The 15,475-nt window shown below is 60.5% G+C and carries 16 protein-coding genes and 1 pseudogene; 11 read left to right on the top strand and 6 right to left on the bottom strand.

What is annotated here, in order from left to right; all coding sequences use genetic code 11:
* Positions 1-445: 445 nt before the first annotated feature.
* Positions 446-2,497, top strand: a complete 2,052-nt coding sequence (rpoD, locus tag ACST81_RS09855) for an RNA polymerase sigma factor RpoD (RefSeq protein WP_438752849.1) — start codon at positions 446-448, stop codon at positions 2,495-2,497.
* Between the two features lie 71 nt (positions 2,498-2,568).
* Here rpoD and ACST81_RS09860 read toward each other — a convergent pair whose 3' ends face one another.
* Together ACST81_RS09860 and ACST81_RS09865 are read right to left on the bottom strand one after the other, a co-directional pair.
* Positions 2,569-3,114, bottom strand: coding sequence for a hypothetical protein (locus ACST81_RS09860; protein WP_438752852.1), 546 nt, complete (start codon positions 3,112-3,114; stop codon positions 2,569-2,571).
* Between the two features lie 24 nt (positions 3,115-3,138).
* A pseudogene (locus ACST81_RS09865) lies at positions 3,139-3,890 on the bottom strand (IS5 family transposase).
* Between the two features lie 404 nt (positions 3,891-4,294).
* Between ACST81_RS09865 and ACST81_RS09870 the strand changes: the two are divergent.
* A complete protein-coding gene (locus ACST81_RS09870; protein ID WP_438752853.1) occupies positions 4,295-5,530 on the top strand; it encodes a DUF930 domain-containing protein in 1,236 nt (411 codons plus the stop codon).
* A gap of 21 nt (positions 5,531-5,551) precedes the next feature.
* On the opposite strand, the gene ACST81_RS09875 is transcribed toward ACST81_RS09870, so the two are convergent.
* On the bottom strand, positions 5,552-6,010 hold the full coding sequence (locus ACST81_RS09875) for an SRPBCC family protein (RefSeq protein ID WP_438752855.1): 459 nt from the start codon (positions 6,008-6,010) through the stop codon (positions 5,552-5,554).
* Between the two features lie 58 nt (positions 6,011-6,068).
* Here ACST81_RS09875 and ACST81_RS09880 point away from each other — a divergent pair, with 58 nt between their 5' ends.
* Positions 6,069-6,392 carry an ArsR/SmtB family transcription factor gene (locus ACST81_RS09880; RefSeq protein ID WP_438752857.1) on the top strand — a complete coding sequence of 108 codons (324 nt, stop codon included), beginning with the start codon at positions 6,069-6,071 and terminating at the stop codon, positions 6,390-6,392.
* On the opposite strand, the gene ACST81_RS09885 is transcribed toward ACST81_RS09880, so the two are convergent.
* Positions 6,393-6,545 carry a hypothetical protein gene (locus ACST81_RS09885; protein ID WP_438752858.1) on the bottom strand — a complete coding sequence of 51 codons (153 nt, stop codon included), beginning with the start codon at positions 6,543-6,545 and terminating at the stop codon, positions 6,393-6,395.
* A 116-nt stretch (positions 6,546-6,661) separates the two neighbouring features.
* Between ACST81_RS09885 and ACST81_RS09890 the strand changes: the two genes are divergently transcribed.
* The 3 genes from ACST81_RS09890 (at position 6,662) to ACST81_RS09900 (ending at position 9,554) form a co-directional block, all read left to right on the top strand.
* Positions 6,662-7,324 carry a PadR family transcriptional regulator gene (locus ACST81_RS09890; RefSeq protein ID WP_438752860.1) on the top strand — a complete coding sequence of 221 codons (663 nt, stop codon included), beginning with the start codon at positions 6,662-6,664 and terminating at the stop codon, positions 7,322-7,324.
* Positions 7,325-7,346: 22 nt separating this feature from the next.
* Positions 7,347-8,159, top strand: coding sequence for a siderophore-interacting protein (locus tag ACST81_RS09895; protein WP_438752863.1), 813 nt, complete (start codon positions 7,347-7,349; stop codon positions 8,157-8,159).
* Between the two features lie 153 nt (positions 8,160-8,312).
* Positions 8,313-9,554, top strand: coding sequence for a diguanylate cyclase (locus tag ACST81_RS09900; protein ID WP_438752865.1), 1,242 nt, complete (start codon positions 8,313-8,315; stop codon positions 9,552-9,554).
* Positions 9,555-9,576: 22 nt separating this feature from the next.
* On the opposite strand, the gene ACST81_RS09905 is transcribed toward ACST81_RS09900, so the two are convergent.
* Both ACST81_RS09905 and ACST81_RS09910 read right to left on the bottom strand, forming a co-directional pair.
* Positions 9,577-10,803 (bottom strand): MFS transporter, encoded by a 1,227-nt coding sequence (locus tag ACST81_RS09905; protein ID WP_438752867.1) that lies wholly within the window; start codon positions 10,801-10,803, stop codon positions 9,577-9,579.
* A gap of 525 nt (positions 10,804-11,328) precedes the next feature.
* Positions 11,329-11,808, bottom strand: a complete 480-nt coding sequence (locus ACST81_RS09910) for an SRPBCC family protein (protein WP_438752870.1) — start codon at positions 11,806-11,808, stop codon at positions 11,329-11,331.
* A 1,087-nt stretch (positions 11,809-12,895) separates the two neighbouring features.
* Here ACST81_RS09910 and ACST81_RS09915 point away from each other — a divergent pair.
* From ACST81_RS09915 to ACST81_RS09935, 5 genes are all read left to right on the top strand, one after another.
* The gene (locus ACST81_RS09915; protein ID WP_438752872.1) at positions 12,896-13,345 is read left to right on the top strand and encodes a hypothetical protein; all 450 of its coding nucleotides are present in this window, start codon (positions 12,896-12,898) and stop codon (positions 13,343-13,345) included.
* A gap of 57 nt (positions 13,346-13,402) precedes the next feature.
* Positions 13,403-13,756, top strand: coding sequence for a DUF1428 domain-containing protein (locus ACST81_RS09920; RefSeq protein ID WP_438752875.1), 354 nt, complete (start codon positions 13,403-13,405; stop codon positions 13,754-13,756).
* A 35-nt stretch (positions 13,757-13,791) separates the two neighbouring features.
* Positions 13,792-14,214: a secondary thiamine-phosphate synthase enzyme YjbQ gene (locus ACST81_RS09925; protein ID WP_438752877.1), complete on the top strand. Its 423-nt coding sequence runs from the start codon at positions 13,792-13,794 to the stop codon at positions 14,212-14,214.
* A gap of 170 nt (positions 14,215-14,384) precedes the next feature.
* A complete protein-coding gene (locus ACST81_RS09930; RefSeq protein ID WP_438752880.1) occupies positions 14,385-14,789 on the top strand; it encodes a ketosteroid isomerase-related protein in 405 nt (134 codons plus the stop codon).
* Positions 14,790-14,921: 132 nt separating this feature from the next.
* Positions 14,922-15,323 carry a hypothetical protein gene (locus ACST81_RS09935; RefSeq protein WP_438752882.1) on the top strand — a complete coding sequence of 134 codons (402 nt, stop codon included), beginning with the start codon at positions 14,922-14,924 and terminating at the stop codon, positions 15,321-15,323.
* Positions 15,324-15,475: the final 152 nt, after the last annotated feature.

Genomic DNA, 15,475 nt, shown 5'->3' on the forward strand with positions numbered 1-15,475 from the left:
GCTATCGGCACGTGAGAGTTCGCTTTTCCGCCCGACGGCAGTCTCGAAATCGTGCAGCCCTTGTCTTTTGGCGGGCAGTTCCTACATTTCCGGCATGGGAACTGAATCTTTTTAAGCCAATGGCTTGATTCAGCCTTTTTTGCCGATTTGAACAGTTTTTCGTCGGAAATGCTTGACGGGACCGAAAATTGTGGGAATCACCATTTCTAATACAGAAGGTGAAATGGGTACGGCCGATACGACCATCATGAGAATGATGTCCAAATGGCGCTGCTGTCGCAGCCGGCCTTGGAACCGCGGTGACTATCGTGGTTAATCAGGAATTAAATATCATCCCTTTACGTCAGGGGTAATGATTCGCGGTGGGAGCGTTTGACGCACCCGGGCCTGGATAAGGTCTGCACCGCTCACACGTTGAATGCTGTCCAGGAAAGCGACGATTTAAATGGCAACCAAAGTCAAAGAGAACGAAGAAGCAGAAGGCGAACGCGAAGGCGCACCCGATGGACCGCTTCTCGACCTCTCGGATGACGCTGTCAAGAAGATGATCAAGGCCGCCAAGAAACGCGGCTATGTGACCATGGACGAGCTGAACTCCGTCCTGCCTTCCGAGGAAGTGACCTCCGAGCAGATCGAAGACACGATGGCGATGCTGTCCGACATGGGCATCAATGTCGTCGAGGACGAGGAAACGGAAGAAGGTGGCGCTGCCGCCGAGGAAGAAGACAGCGATTCCGATGGCGACAGCGAAGGCGGCGAACTCGCGCCTTCGAGCGGCACGGCGCTTGCGACCGCCAAGAAGAAAGAGCCGACCGACCGTACCGACGATCCGGTGCGCATGTACCTGCGCGAAATGGGCTCGGTCGAGCTCCTGTCGCGCGAGGGCGAAATCGCCATCGCCAAGCGCATCGAGGCCGGTCGCGAAACCATGATCGCCGGTCTCTGTGAGAGCCCGTTGACGTTCCAGGCCATCATCATCTGGCGTGACGAACTCAACGAAGGCAATACGCTGCTGCGCGAGATCATCGATCTCGAAACCACCTATTCCGGCCCCGAGGCAAAGGCTGCGCCGCAGTTCCAGAGCCCGGAAAAGATCGAGGCCGACCGCAAGGCGGCCGAGGAAAAGGAAAAGAACCGCAGGCCGCGCGGCGGCGACGACGACATCACCAATGTCGGCGGTGAAGGCCTGCCGCCGGAGGAAGAGGAAGAGGACGACGACGAGTCGAACCTTTCCCTCGCCGCCATGGAAGCGGAACTGCGCCCGCAGGTCATGGAAACGCTCGACATCATCGCCGAGACCTACAAGAAGCTGCGCAAGCTGCAGGACCAGCAGGTGGAAGCCCGCCTGGCTGCGACCGGTACCCTGTCGCCCGCCCAGGAGCGTCGCTACAAGGAACTGAAGGACGAGCTGATCACGGCCGTGAAGTCGCTGTCGCTCAACCAGAACCGCGTCGACAGTCTTGTCGAGCAGCTCTACGACATTTCCAAGCGCCTGATGCAGAACGAAGGCCGGCTGCTGCGGCTTGCCGAATCCTACGGCGTCAAGCGCGATAGTTTCCTGGAGCAGTATTCCGGGGCCGAACTCGATCCGAACTGGATGAAGTCGATCGCCAACCTCGCCGCCAAGGGCTGGAAGGAATTCGCCAAGAACGAAGGCACGATGATCCGCAACATTCGCGGCGAGATCCAGAATCTCGCCACGGAAACCGGCATCTCGATCTTCGAATTCCGTCGTATCGTCTCGATGGTGCAGAAGGGTGAGCGTGAAGCCCGCATCGCCAAGAAGGAAATGGTCGAAGCGAACCTTCGCCTCGTCATTTCCATCGCCAAGAAGTACACCAACCGCGGCCTGCAGTTCCTCGATCTCATCCAGGAAGGCAATATCGGCCTGATGAAGGCGGTCGACAAGTTCGAGTACCGTCGTGGCTACAAGTTCTCGACCTATGCGACATGGTGGATCCGGCAGGCGATCACCCGCTCGATCGCCGACCAGGCCCGCACGATCCGTATTCCGGTGCACATGATCGAGACGATCAACAAGATCGTCCGCACATCACGCCAGATGCTGCACGAGATCGGCCGCGAGCCGACGCCGGAAGAACTGGCCGAAAAGCTCGCCATGCCGCTCGAAAAGGTCCGCAAGGTCCTGAAAATCGCCAAGGAGCCGATCTCGCTCGAAACCCCCGTGGGCGACGAGGAAGATTCACACCTCGGCGATTTCATCGAGGACAAGAACGCGCTCCTGCCGATCGACGCCGCCATCCAGGCGAACCTGCGCGAAACGACGACCCGCGTGCTCGCCTCGCTCACGCCGCGTGAAGAGCGCGTCCTGCGCATGCGCTTCGGCATCGGCATGAACACCGATCACACGCTCGAGGAAGTCGGCCAGCAGTTCTCGGTCACCCGCGAACGTATCCGCCAGATCGAGGCAAAGGCGCTGCGCAAGCTGAAGCACCCGAGCCGCAGCCGCAAGCTGCGCTCGTTCCTCGACAGCTGATCTGTCTTGCTACGAAATTTTGCAAATCCGGCCCTTAAGGCCGGATTTGTTCGTTGACGGGTCACGTCAACTCAAACTCGGTTCGCAGCTTTCAATGCTTCGCCGATGATCTTTGCCCTGTTCTCATAAGTACCTGTCCTCGAACTCGGATGACAGACTTCGATTGCTTTCACGCCATGGCGTCGACAGGCTGCCATTGCGGCAGTGCCTAGTGCGATTACGTTTCTGTTTTCCACCTCATAGCGTGTGACCTGATCAAATGAATGATCCACATGTCGCTGCGGTATCCCCTCCGATCGTGTTGTCGGCAGGAGATGAAATGCTTGCGTCACGTAGATATCGGGACGAGATAAGCCGGCATATTTTAATGCAAGATCCATCACCTGATTGAAGGGGATTCCCGGAAGGTAGCCAAGTTTGGTCAAGACATTGCTATGTTGTATTACGGAAGGTGCATCCAGCCAATTATAGGCTAACAATACAGCCCCAGTTTTCGAGTTTGAAATAGTTTGGTAAGGGCTAATCCAACCATCTTTATCAAATCCGACATCTGCTAATGTTTTATATCCAGCTATCGATAGCCGTCTGCGGCGTTGTAGAAGGTCGGTGAATTTCATTTTTCCCTCCATTAGGGCGTGTCGTCAGTTGAGTGAAATGAAGGCAGCGATGAACTGAACGGCTCCGAGAAAAGTGTTGGCAAGCTTGTCGTATCGCGTTGCAATGGCTCTGAACTGCTTGAGATTATTGAAGAAACGCTCAATGAGATTGCGCTCGCAATAAAGCGCGAAGTCTGTTGACCTCGGCTTGATGCGATTGGCTTTTGGTGGAATCACCGGGTTGATATGTCGTTCTTTGAGATGGTCGATAAGCGCGTCGGCGTCATAGGCTTTGTCCGCAAGGAAGGCTTGGGGATCAACCGCTTCCAGAAGAGGCTCGGCCTGCGCAAGGTCTGATGCTTGGCCCGGAGTTAGGGATATCGCCACCGGATTGCCGAGCGCATCGACGATCACATGAATCTTTGTCGTCAATCCGCCTCGGGATCGACCGATCGCCTGGCACCCCCTTTTTGCGCGCCGGCACTATGCTGGTGGGCGCGCACGATGGTAGAATCCAGCATCATGTACTCGTTGTCGTGGTCGGCAGCCAAGTGTTTGAAAATACGCTCGAAGACGCCGCTTTCGCACCATCGCCGAAGCCGCCTGTGGACATTCTTCCAGTCTCCGAACCGCTCGGGAAGATCGCGCCAAGGTATCCCGGCGCGGTATCGATAAAGCACCGCTTCCACGAACAGGCGATTATCCGCCGCCGTACCCCCAACATGACCTTCACGCCCAGGCAGAAGGTCCTTGATCCGATCCCACTGATCGTCCCGCAATCCATAACGACGTGCCATAACCAGCCCTCCAATAGCCGGTCTGCTATGAATCACATCAAAGTTGATTTGGGAATCTCAAGCCCGAAACAACTCAACTGACGACACGCCCTAGTTTCGAGGACGCTGACACCACAGTTTTTACGCGTCAATATACTTTATCGCGTAAAAAATCATTTCACGGATTCGGGTGAGTGAATACACGCCCACCCGCTTGGTCGCAGGTTTGTTGCGGATTGCCGTAACGTCCTGACTCCGCGTGAGGATTCCATTGGTTGATGTGCAATATCCAGTTCGTGACCCTATGCCGGACGCTATCAACGCTTCCAAGCACATGCTAGGAGAGGGCCGCCTGCCTGGAAGGGCCGGAACTTCTTCTCGCCGCCGGTCACGATCCGGTCAGTATCCGGCTCTATTCACCTGACATGCAGCAGAATTCCGAAAAGCAGCGGGGATCATTCGGAACGGGGCTTTTTGCGTCCGCGATCCTGCATGTCGGGCTTGCCGCCGCCCTTCTGTTCCAGTGGCCGATGACCCAGCCGGAACCGGAAAAGGAAGAAACGGTCAAGGTCGAGATGGTTCAGGAACCTGAGAAAAAGCCCGAGCCCGAGAAGAAACCGGAGCCGGAGAAGAAACCTGAACCGGAGAAAAAGCCGGAGCCGGAAAAGAAGGTCGAACCGGTAGTCAAGCCGGAGCCAGAAAAGAAGCCGCAGGAAAAGCCCGAACCCCAGCCGAAGGCGGAGGAGGCGAAGCCCGCCGAAAAGCCGCCGGAAAAGGCCGAGCAGAAGCCCGAGGCCAAGCCCGAAGAACAATCGGTGACGGAGCCCACCAAGCAGCCGCCGGACGCGAAGAAGGTCGAGGAAAGGAAGGCGGAGGCTGCGCCCGCCCTGCCGCAGGCCTTCGAATCCGTCGCCAAGGAAGGCGGCAAGGAGGCGGGCGGCGATCGACCGTCAGAGCCGGAGAAAAAACCGGATACCGAGCCCCGCACTGAGCGCGCCCTGCCGCCGGCCGGGCAACAGACGCCGCAGAAAACCGAGCCGGATCTGAGCAAGCCGCAGGACAAGCCGGTGGAAACGCGGACTGTCGCCAAGCTACCTGAACTCGAACTGCCCGAATCCGTCAATCCGCCCGACACGCTGAACGAGGGGGAGGCGCTGATCGAGAATGTCCCGACACCGCAGGCGCGGCCGAAGGATATTCCTGTCAACAGCCAGACGGCGGTCGTCCAGGAACGCGCCTCCGCCGACAATCCAGCGTCGGATTCACGCGCCAATCGTCCGCCATCCGAGTTGAAGAAGGCGAGGGAGCTCTATTCTGAAAAGACGCTCGCGGACCCGCGCGTCCGCCAGGCGCTCGGCAAGCTGCCAAAGGAGCGGCGGATCGTGCAGATGTGCATGATCGAGACGCTGGAGCAGGTTCGCCGCGCCCGGCCGGACACCGTGCCGCAGGGGCTGTTCTTCGACCCGCGCAACGGTTCGCCGATCTCTGGCGAGGTGATGACCGCCAACGGCGCCGCCTACAAGACCGCCGGCGGCTGGATCGACGTCGATTTCAAATGCACGGTCAATGCTGACGCCGATGGCATCACGGCGTTCAGCTACGCGGTCGGCAGTGCGGTGCCGAAAAGCCAGTGGCAGGCGCGGCGCTTTCCGAAAAACTGAGCCGCCACGCCTTCCAATTCTCTATTTGTAAAATCCTTCGCGCAGGTTCAGGCCGTGCTCCAACCAGGCCTTCATGGCGCACAGCGCGCCCGTCCAGCCCTCACAGTTCCCGAAGGAGCCCTTCAACCCGCCCGGCGTCGTCGGCCAGCCTTCCTCGCTAATCGAGACGAGCGTGCGGTCGTCATCCAGCGGTTCGAAGGTCATCGTCACCGTCGTGTCGTAGCCGACCGGTTCGGGGCTTCCCTCATTGCCGGCCCATCTCAGCACGATCTTCTTGTCCTTGACCACCTCAACCACGTGCACCGGGAAGGCGCCAGGAAAATCGTGGAAATCCCAGGTCACGGTGGCGCCGGTTTCCAGCCGCCCCATGGCGCCGCCGGTGGTGAAATAGCGTGACAACTGGCCGGGATCGACGACCGCCTCGAACACCTGCGAAACCGGCTTGGCGATCCGGCCGGCAACTCTGAACTTCAGCTCCATGATCTCTCTTCCTGTTTTAGCGCTTGTCGCTGGAGCTATTATGTTATAAAAATACAACATGTCAATCGATGAGCAAAACGACAGGATCTTCAAGGCCTTGGCCGCGTCGAGTCGGCGCGCCATGCTGGACAGGCTGAAGGACCGGCCGCAGACGACAGGGGAACTGTGCCAGCATTTTCCTGCACTTGACCGTTGTACCGTGATGCAGCACCTCAAGGTTCTGGAGGAGGCGGACCTGATCATCGTCCGGCGCGAGGGGCGAGAACGCTGGAACCATCTCAATCCGCTGCCGATCAAGGATATCCATGATCGCTGGATCGGTCCCTATGCGGCGCAGGCGGTCGAGATTCTCGCTCGCCTGAAGGATGATCTGGAGGGTTGATCAGCCCCAGCCGCCGTTTTCCAGCCCCGCGACGTCGAGCTTCACTATCTGCATCATCGCAGCCTGAACGCGGCCGGCCTTTGCCCGGTCGGGGCCGCTCATCAGGACCATCAGCGCATTAGGTGATCCGCCGACTTCTCTAATTGCTGGCACTTTCCCCTTGAAAGCCGACCTGACCGCTTGGCAGGAAAAATCCGCCGCCACTCTTGTCCTTTCATAAAATGTATCTTACGATATATCTATCGTTATATCTTATGAGGGAAAATTCCATGTTTGGACGTCACTGGGGCCATCGCGGCCATAATCACGGCAATCACCACTGCAAGGAACCCGAACGGCATGCCCATGACCGTCATGACCGCCACGCGCATGGTCGCCATGGCGGTGGCCGGTTCGAGGGCGGCTTTGCGTCGCCGGGCGGATTCCGCTCCGGCCGAAAGCTCTCGTCCGGTGATCTGCAATTGCTGATTCTCGCCTTGCTCGCCCGCCAGCCCGCCCATGGCTACGAGCTGATCCGCACGATCGAGGAAATCTCCGGCGGCTTCTATGTGCCGAGCCCCGGCATGATCTATCCGGCGCTCACCTATCTCGACGAGATCGGTCATGCGGTGGCCGAAGCCGACGGCAACAAGAAGCTGTTTCGCATCACTGATGAGGGCCGCGCGGCGCTCGAAGCCGATCGCGCCAAGGCCGATCGCATCATCGAAGGCCTCGGTCGCATCGGCGCCAAGATGGAGGCCGTGCGCGACGTGTTCGAGGGCAGGGGGCAGAACCAGGGCGAGGATCCGGAGGCGCATGGCTACGACGCGCTGGAGATCGCTCGCCAGGCCATCAAGTCGGCGCTGTTTCACAAGCGCGGCTGTTCGCCGCAAGAGGCGGCACGGCTGGCGGACATCCTCCGCCGCGCTGTCGACGAGATCAATCGCGGCTGAGGCCGCGCCGAAAGGAAAATTCATGACTGAAAGACACGCCGTCGCGCGCGTCCGCCACGAACTGCGCCGCCGCCTGCTGGCCGTGAAAACCACAGAGCGGCTGACCCCGCAGATGGTCCGCATCACCCTTGCCGGCGACGATCTCGCCGGCTTCGTCAGCGCCGGCTATGACGATCACGTCAAGCTGTGCCTGCCGCTGGCAGGGCAGGCGGCACCGGTCTGGCCGGCCGGTCCCGACGCGCCGGCCTTGCCGGAAGGCACGGTCGCATCCCCGATGCGCGATTTTACCCCGCGCCGTCATGATGCCGCGCGCGGCGAATTGGTGGTCGATTTCGCCATTCACGAGGCCGGCCCCGCCACCGAATGGGCGTCCGCCGCCAAGCCCGGCAGCGTACTCGGCGTCGGCGGCCCGCGCGGTTCCTTCGTCGTCACCGATGATTTCGACTGGTACCTGCTGATCGGCGACGAAACGGCGCTCCCCGCCATCGGCCGCCGGCTGGAGGAATTGCGCGAGGGCGTCAAGACCATCGTCGTGGCGACCGTTGCGGGCCGAGAGGAAGAGCAGGCCTTCTGCACGACGACCATGCTCGAAACGAACTGGCTCCATCGCCCGCTGGCCGACGCCGGCAATCCCGGCTATTTGCTCGACGCCATCAAGGCGGTGACGCTGCCGGATGGCGATGGCTATATCTGGATCGCCGGCGAAAACGAGACGGTCAAGCTCTTGCGCAAGCAACTCGTCGATGAGCACGGCCACAACCGCGCCTGGATCAAGGCCGCCGGCTATTGGCGCAAGGGCAGCGCCGGCTTCCACGAAAACCACAATGAGGGCTGAACACGCTCCTCGGCTTGCAACCTGAACATTCGCGGATGTCCTTGTATCTGCGGCTGTTCCTGGCTACCGAGGGTCAGTTCGCATAGCCTGAAATCAAGCTTTCATTAATATTTGAAAAGCATCATTGCGTGGCCGCTTGAGGAGGATGTGCGAATGGCGCTGGCAAGAGCGTTCGGGAAATCGTCGGCGGACATGATGCAACGCGAGGCCGACAGGCTGGCGGCGCTTGAAAGCCTCGACCTCCTCGATACGCCCCGCGACGAAGGCCTTGAGCGTGTCGTTCGGCTGATCAAGGAAATCTTCACCGTCGATATCGGCATCGTCTCGCTGATCGATGCGCACCGGCAATGGTACAAGGCCTGCTCCGGCATGGCCGTGGACGAGGTTCCGCGCGAGGATACGTTCTGCCGTTATGTGCTCGATATCGAACAACCGATCCTGGTCGAGGATGCCACCAAAGACCCACGCTTCGCGCACAATCCCGCCGTCACCGGCGAAACCCACATCCGTTTCTATGCCGGCGTGCCGCTGAAGACGAAGGAAGGCCATGTGATCGGCACCGTCTGCGCCATCGATCGCCGGACGCGATCGTTCAGCGCGAAGGACCTGTCGATCCTCACCGAACTTGCCGGCGTCGCCATGGACCGGATCATGCTGCTGCAGTCGGCGGCGACCGATAGCCTGACCGAGGGTCTGACCCGGCGCGCTTTCCGGCAGGAGGCCGATCAGCTGATTTCGCTGGCGTTGCGCCACCAGCAAGATCTGTCCTGCATCGCGCTCGACATCGACCATTTCAAGCGGGTCAACGACACCCATGGCCATGCCGCCGGCGACGACGTGCTGAAGGCCGTCGCCTCGATCTGTAAGGGGGTCTTAAGGATCGGTGATCTCTTCGGGCGTCTCGGCGGCGAGGAATTTGCCATTCTCCTGCCGCATGTTGATCGGGATGGCGCCATGGCCGTCGCCGAAAAGCTCAGGACGGCGATTTCGTCCCATCCTGTGCGCGGCGGTTTCGGCGCTCTGGATGTCACGGCCAGCTTCGGCGTCTCGACACTGTCGATCGTCAGCAAGGATATCGAGACCCTGCTTGCTCAGGCGGATGCCGCCATGTATCAGGCCAAGCATCGCGGCCGCGATCGCTGCGTGTCTTGGAGTTCGCTCCCGACCGGCTCCCGCCGTCGGGTGCTGAAGGCCGGCTCGATCGTTTTCAACGACCGCCGCTCGACCGTCGACTGCACCGTCCGTTCGCTTGGCACCGATAGCGCCGGTCTTTCGGTTTCCAATTCCGCTGGCATCCCCGCGGAATTCGTGCTGATCATCAAAGGCGAGGGCTTCGAAACCCGCTGCCAGGTCATCGCGCAGGATCGTCAAAACCTGGAAGTGGCGTTCCGCTAAGCTTTCTTCTTGCCGTCGCCCCTTAGCCGCGCGCCGGCGCCAGCTCAGGCTGCATCTGTGTCTGCGGGAAGGGCTTGAATGTCATGGCGATCAGGAAGGCGCCGATGCCGATCGCCCAGGCGCTGATATAGAGCCAGCCATAGCTCGCGAACGTGTCGTAGATCAGCCCGCCGGTCACCGGTCCGGTCGCCATGCCGAGGCTTCCGGCCATGGCCGTGCCACCGATCACCGTCCCCATCATCCTCAGCGGAAAGTTTTCACGCGCCAGCACCGCATAGAGCGGCATCACGCCCGCATAGATAAAGCCGAACAAAGCGGCGACCGCATAAAAGGTGCTGAGTTCACGCACGAAGAAATAGGCAAGCGCCCCGAACGCTTGTGCCAAAAGCCCGAAAACGAGGATGCGCTTGGCGCCGAACTTGTCGCCGAGCAGGCCGAAGGCGATCCGCCCGCCCATGCCGGCCAGTCCCTCGACGCTGTAGATGGTCACCGCGGCAATCATCGGAATGCCGCAGCTGATCGCGTAACTCACCGTATGGAAGATCGGTCCGGAATGGGTGGCGCAGCAGAAGAAGTTGGTGAGCAGCAGGATGATGAATTGCGGCGACCGGACCACCTGTCCGACCGTCATCGAGGATTGCGGCCCGCCATTGTCTGCAACGGTCGCGGTCGCGCTCTGCAGTGCCGGCGCTGGACGGATGAGCAGTGATACGGGGATCATCACGGCGGCAACGAGAACGGCGATGATCTGCAGCGATGTCCGCCAGTCATGGGTGGTGACGAGCCAGGCCGCGAGCGGCGACATGGTGATCGGCGCCATGCCCATGCCGGCCGAGACCAGCGAAACGGCAAGGCTGCGATGGGTGTCGAACCAGCCGGTCACGCAGGCCATCAGCGGCGCGAAGATCGCCGCCGTGGCGCCGCCGACCACGAGGCCGAACATCAGCTGGAATTCGAGAAGCGATGTCGCCCGGCTGGTCAGGAACAGGCCGCCCGCCAGGATCGCCGAGCCCGCGACCGCGATCGGCCGCGCGCCCCAGCGGTCCGACAGGCTGCCCCAGACCATGCTGCCCGCCGCCATTGCCAGGAAGCCGATCGTCATGGCGCTGGAAACGCCGGTCACCGACCAGCCGGTATCGCGCGAAATCGGCAGGAGAAACACGGGCAACGAAAACATCGCGCCGATGGCAAGACAGCCAAGCAGGCCGCCAGCAGCGACGATCACCCAGCGATAGGACGAAGTGGACATGCTGCAACTCCGTTTTGATGGCCATGCACGAGGCCGTCGATGATCCTGTCATGTGTCGGCTTCGTCCCTGGAGCCGGCTCTCTGTTCCGGGGGAGGACCGTTGCATCTGGAAAATCCTCTCCCCAACCCCTGCTCACAAGGAGGAGGCGCTTAACCTGTCGACCGGTCCGTCATTTGAAACGAGAACCGGCGGCTTGTTCCTTCCTTCTCCCCGCAGGCGGGGAGAAGGTTCCCGAAGGGCGGATGAGGGGCTTCACCTCGGCATTGTCGGACGAAAGCCTTGCCCCTCACCCTGGCCCTCTCCCCGCAGGCGGGGAGAGGGGACGACAGAGGCCGCCGCGCGACCAAATGCGATTGCCCTTTCCTTACGGCGAGGGGTGGGGAGGGGACTGTTTCATATGCGATCGCCCTGATAGCCGATAGTTAAGTTTTCACGAATACTCGATGTTTTCAACCGTCGCGAAGCGTCCCGATGCGGTTTCGCTCAGGCTGTTCGACCGGACGCTGGTTTGCTGTCCCAATGGTTCAGGAGGCGAGCGCCCGCTCGGTCTCGTTCATCGGTTCGCCGACATTCGGCTGACCCTTGCCGGTCATGATCAGGTCGCGCAGGCTGCCATTGACATAGGTGGTCCAGCCATTGGTGCAGGCGTCGTAGCATTCATATTCGGGCACGAGGCCCAGATGCGTGACGCGCACTTCTGTCAACCCGTCCTTGCGGGCGATGTCGAAGACGATCTGCGTGCCCGTCCACTCGGTATCGTCCCGGGTGAAGTTGAAATAGTTGTCGAGCACCAGCCAGGCGACCCGTTTGCCGGGCACCAGTTCCGTCACCTGGATTTCGCAGCGATGGATATCGTGGAAGCGATACTTGAACGCCTGTCCCACCTGGTCCGTCGGCCCGCTGATATCCTCCGACCACCAGCCGCGCACATTGTTGATGGCGGCGAAGGCGGCGTCCGGCGTCTGCTCGACGGTAAAGGCCGTGGTGAAGCTTTGATCGGTCATGGTTGTCTCCTTTGTCTGGTTCGATTTTCGGTCTGGTTGATGGTGCTGATCAGACATTTCATCAATTCAACCATTTGGATGAATATACGGGTGATTTTTTAATAGTCAACCATTTGGATGAATTTTTGTCGGCGGGAGTACTGAAGGTCCGGACCTACGGCAATGGCAAAGCCGCGTTGCGACAGATTCGGCTTCTGATTGTTGAAAGGATGTTCGCTTGTTGTGCGGCATCCAAAACCACCTGTGCTCGTCACAGGAATCCAGCAACCGCGCGTCCGCGCGGTGAGAAAGCTCCACGTCTGCTGAGAGAGTCTTCCACGCGACAGACGTCGCGTGGCTGAATTCCTGTGACGAGCACAGGAGGAGGAGAGGGTAGTGCCGGGTCATGCAGTACCGCGCGTTAGAGATGACGCGAAAGCCTCGCCGGAACACGTCAATATGTTGCAAAACGGGGATGCATTTGCGCTCGCAGGTTGGGCGCCTTTTCCTCTCTCAGTGGGAGAGGATACAAATCAACATCTTAGCCAAAGGCTAAGTGTTAGATTTTGTTGGTGAGGGGATCTGCGCGTCAAAATCAAAATCCCCGTTCATTCCCGCCCCCATAACCCGTGCCACAATCCTCTCGTCCCGTCACGGATACACCGGAAAGCGTTGCCGGCGAGGCGGGGCCGGTGCCCGGATGGTCTGGCGGAACGCGCGCAAGATCCCCGGGGCTGCGTGAAAGGCGGTTCTCCTCCGGTTCGTTAATGAACCGGGCGTGCCGGGTAGCCACGCCACGGGCGGTTCACGCCGCCGGACGGTTCTGCCGTCCAAGGGTCCAGGGCCAACCCCGCCAGATTGAAAGGCCCAGCGGATAAGCAGCGGGCCGGGGCATTGGAGGCTTCCACCTGACAAATGGAAGCGCAGAAGAACCTGAGAAGCGCGGCAAAAGACACCGAAACGGGGCACATCGCGTGTCATCTGTTTTTCTACTCACCAGGCACACGATGTGTCCCGGCCGAACCTGCCGCGTCCTTGCCCGGCAGACCTGAAAATGTCTCAAGCCACGGGCGAAAAAGCCGCCGCGTGAAGGGAAAGGTGCGTTTCCATGCCAGAATCGATTTTCGAGCCAGAAGCCGTTGCCGAGCCGGCACCGGTTGCCAGATTTCCATCTCCCGAACCGCCGATGCGGTTCGACTACTTTGTCATCCTGTCGCGCGATGCCGCCGCGTGCCTGGAGATGCCGTCCTTCTGCCGTCTGCGCCGATGCGCGCGAGCCGGGTACTGCATTGGCAAGCTGAAGCGGCGCGAAGTTCCGAGTGAACTCCATCCCGGCAAGACATTTCCGGTCTGGTTGCCGCTCTGCATCGCCAATACCGACGACGATTGGCTGCAGGCATTCATCATCTACTGGCGTTCCTCCCGCGACATATTTTTCGATCGCCCCATTCGTCCGCCGGAGGCGAAAGCCTTCCTCCCGTCGCGGGACGAGGAATGGCTTCATGCCGACCTCTGTTCGCTCGAAACACTGAACCCTTTTCTCAAGCCCACGGGTTGACGCATCGGCCAGCCGCGCCATCTTCCCGACCATCGGTTATCGTGGAGGAGATCCGAAATGCCCTATGTCGATGGTTTCATCGTTGCCGTCCCGAAGGACAATATCGAGGCCTACAAGGATATGGCCCGCACGGCGGGCGCGGTCTGGAAGGAACATGGCGCGCTGTCCTATGTCGAATGCATTGGCGACGACGTGCCCTATGGCGAGCTCACCTCCTTCCCGCGCGCCGTCAAGGCGACGGACGACGAACTGGTGATCTTTTCCTGGATCACCTATCCCTCCCGCGAGGAACGCGACGCGATCAACGCCAAGGTCATGGCCGATCCGCGCCTCAGCATGGACAACTGGGCCATGCCCTTCGATGGCAAGCGGATGATCTATGGAGGCTTCAAAAGCTTCCTCGAATTGTGACATGGTTGGGCGGCATAAATCGCTGAAGGAACCCCATGCCCCAGACGATCATCAACCTGTCCACCCGTGGTGCCGGCATCTATGAATTCACCGATCAGGCCGCGCATTTCGTCGCCAGAACCGGCATGGAGGAGGGGCTCTTGACGGTCTTCGTGCGCCACACGTCCTGTTCGCTGCTCATTCAGGAAAATGCCGATCCGGATGTAAAGCGCGATCTCGACCAGTTCTTCAAGCGCCTGGTGCCGCACTCGGACGATCCGTCGATGCGCTGGATCGTCCATACGGCGGAGGGGCCGGACGACATGCCCGCCCATATCAAGGCGGCGCTGACGCAGGTCTCGATCGGCATTCCCGTCGGCGAGGGCCGCCTGATGCTCGGCACCTGGCAGGGGCTCTATCTGTTCGAGCATCGCGACCGCCCGCATCGCCGCGAGATCGTCCTGCATCTCGGAGGCTGAGCCATCGGCAAAACCTTTGCTCTGGACAAGCGGGCATTGCGGGGTGCAGTCTCGTCGAGGTTGAACTGCGCCAGCGCTTCGACCGTCATTCGGGGAACAAAATCAGAGCTTTGGCGTTATGGTTCACCGGTGCGCTTGGTTGCCGGTTCGACAGGCAGGGGGGAAGATCATTGACCGACGCGCAGACCATTGCCAGCCGCTTCATCGAAGCTCTGAACGAGCGGGATTTCGAGACGATCGGCTCGTTTCTCGACGAGGACGTGGCGCTTGATACGCTGACCGGCCAGCGGACCATCGGCGCCGGCCCGTTGCGCATGAACGTCATGAGCTATTTCCGCCATTTCGACGAACGCTTCAGCGACATGGTGCTGATGCACGACGCCTTTGGCCAGCGGGTCGCCGTCGATGTCACCGCGCGCGGCCATTACCGCGAGACCATGCCGGGATTCCCGGAAGCGAGCGGCCAATCCTATTCGATCCCCAGCATCTTCGTCTTCGAGTTCGAAAACGGCTCCGTCACAAGGCTCAGCCACTACCGCAACATCCGCGTCTTCGAAAAGGCGCTCGCTCCCTGAAGCGATTCCGGATCGCCGTGAACCTCGGATGAACGACGGATTCCGTTTCCGTTCAGCCACCCGGATCTAGTGTGATCTCAATGCCCGGCAGACTTGAACGGGCGGATGCTGAGATCAACGGGAGAAACAGTCATGAGACATATCCTTTCAAAACTGATGCTGGCCGGTTTCATCGGCCTCACGGGCTTTGGCGCCACGCTGGCACCGGCCGCCGCCGACACGCTGACCTTCGGCATCCATTCCGGTGGTCTGGTCGATGTCCAGTACCGCGACGGCAAGCGCTACGGCGACGAACGCGACTGGAACCGCGAACGCCATTACAATTCCGGTCGTCGCCACGGCGGTTGGGGCCATGAACGTCGCGGCCGCTGCGATCCCTGGCTCGCCCAGGACAAAGCCCGCGCCCATGGTCTGCGCCGCGCCCGTGTCGTCGATGTCTCGCCGCGTCGCGTCGTCGTCGAAGGCCGCCGCTGGGGTGACTACCGCCGGGTCGTCTTCGCCAATGCACGCGGCTGCCCGCTGATTGGCCGCTGATCCGGTTTCGTCATCCGGAATACCTTCCGTCTTGTCTCCCCCGGCCGACGGAAAGTGTCGCCCCTCGTGATCCTGTCGCGGGGGGCGTTTCGTATGTCGTGGATGGATGGAGCGCTGTGTTACCGTCTCCCGACAAAAGAAAACCCGCCGAA

The sequence above is a fragment of the Pararhizobium sp. O133 genome (assembly GCF_051669845.1).
GTDB lineage: Bacteria > Pseudomonadota > Alphaproteobacteria > Rhizobiales > Rhizobiaceae > Pararhizobium.

Coding starts and splice junctions, on each gene's coding strand:
- ACST81_RS09895 (WP_438752863.1), top strand. CDS start 7,347: ATGACTGAAAGACACGCCGTCGCGCGCGTCCGCCACGAACTGCGCCGC.
- ACST81_RS09905 (WP_438752867.1), bottom strand. CDS start 10,803: ATGTCCACTTCGTCCTATCGCTGGGTGATCGTCGCTGCTGGCGGCCTG.
- ACST81_RS09875 (WP_438752855.1), bottom strand. CDS start 6,010: ATGGAGCTGAAGTTCAGAGTTGCCGGCCGGATCGCCAAGCCGGTTTCG.
- ACST81_RS09915 (WP_438752872.1), top strand. CDS start 12,896: ATGCCAGAATCGATTTTCGAGCCAGAAGCCGTTGCCGAGCCGGCACCG.
- ACST81_RS09880 (WP_438752857.1), top strand. CDS start 6,069: ATGTCAATCGATGAGCAAAACGACAGGATCTTCAAGGCCTTGGCCGCG.
- ACST81_RS09935 (WP_438752882.1), top strand. CDS start 14,922: ATGAGACATATCCTTTCAAAACTGATGCTGGCCGGTTTCATCGGCCTC.
- ACST81_RS09920 (WP_438752875.1), top strand. CDS start 13,403: ATGCCCTATGTCGATGGTTTCATCGTTGCCGTCCCGAAGGACAATATC.
- ACST81_RS09910 (WP_438752870.1), bottom strand. CDS start 11,808: ATGACCGATCAAAGCTTCACCACGGCCTTTACCGTCGAGCAGACGCCG.
- ACST81_RS09870 (WP_438752853.1), top strand. CDS start 4,295: ATGCAGCAGAATTCCGAAAAGCAGCGGGGATCATTCGGAACGGGGCTT.
- ACST81_RS09860 (WP_438752852.1), bottom strand. CDS start 3,114: ATGAAATTCACCGACCTTCTACAACGCCGCAGACGGCTATCGATAGCT.
- ACST81_RS09925 (WP_438752877.1), top strand. CDS start 13,792: ATGCCCCAGACGATCATCAACCTGTCCACCCGTGGTGCCGGCATCTAT.
- ACST81_RS09900 (WP_438752865.1), top strand. CDS start 8,313: ATGGCGCTGGCAAGAGCGTTCGGGAAATCGTCGGCGGACATGATGCAA.
- ACST81_RS09890 (WP_438752860.1), top strand. CDS start 6,662: ATGTTTGGACGTCACTGGGGCCATCGCGGCCATAATCACGGCAATCAC.
- rpoD (WP_438752849.1), top strand. CDS start 446: ATGGCAACCAAAGTCAAAGAGAACGAAGAAGCAGAAGGCGAACGCGAA.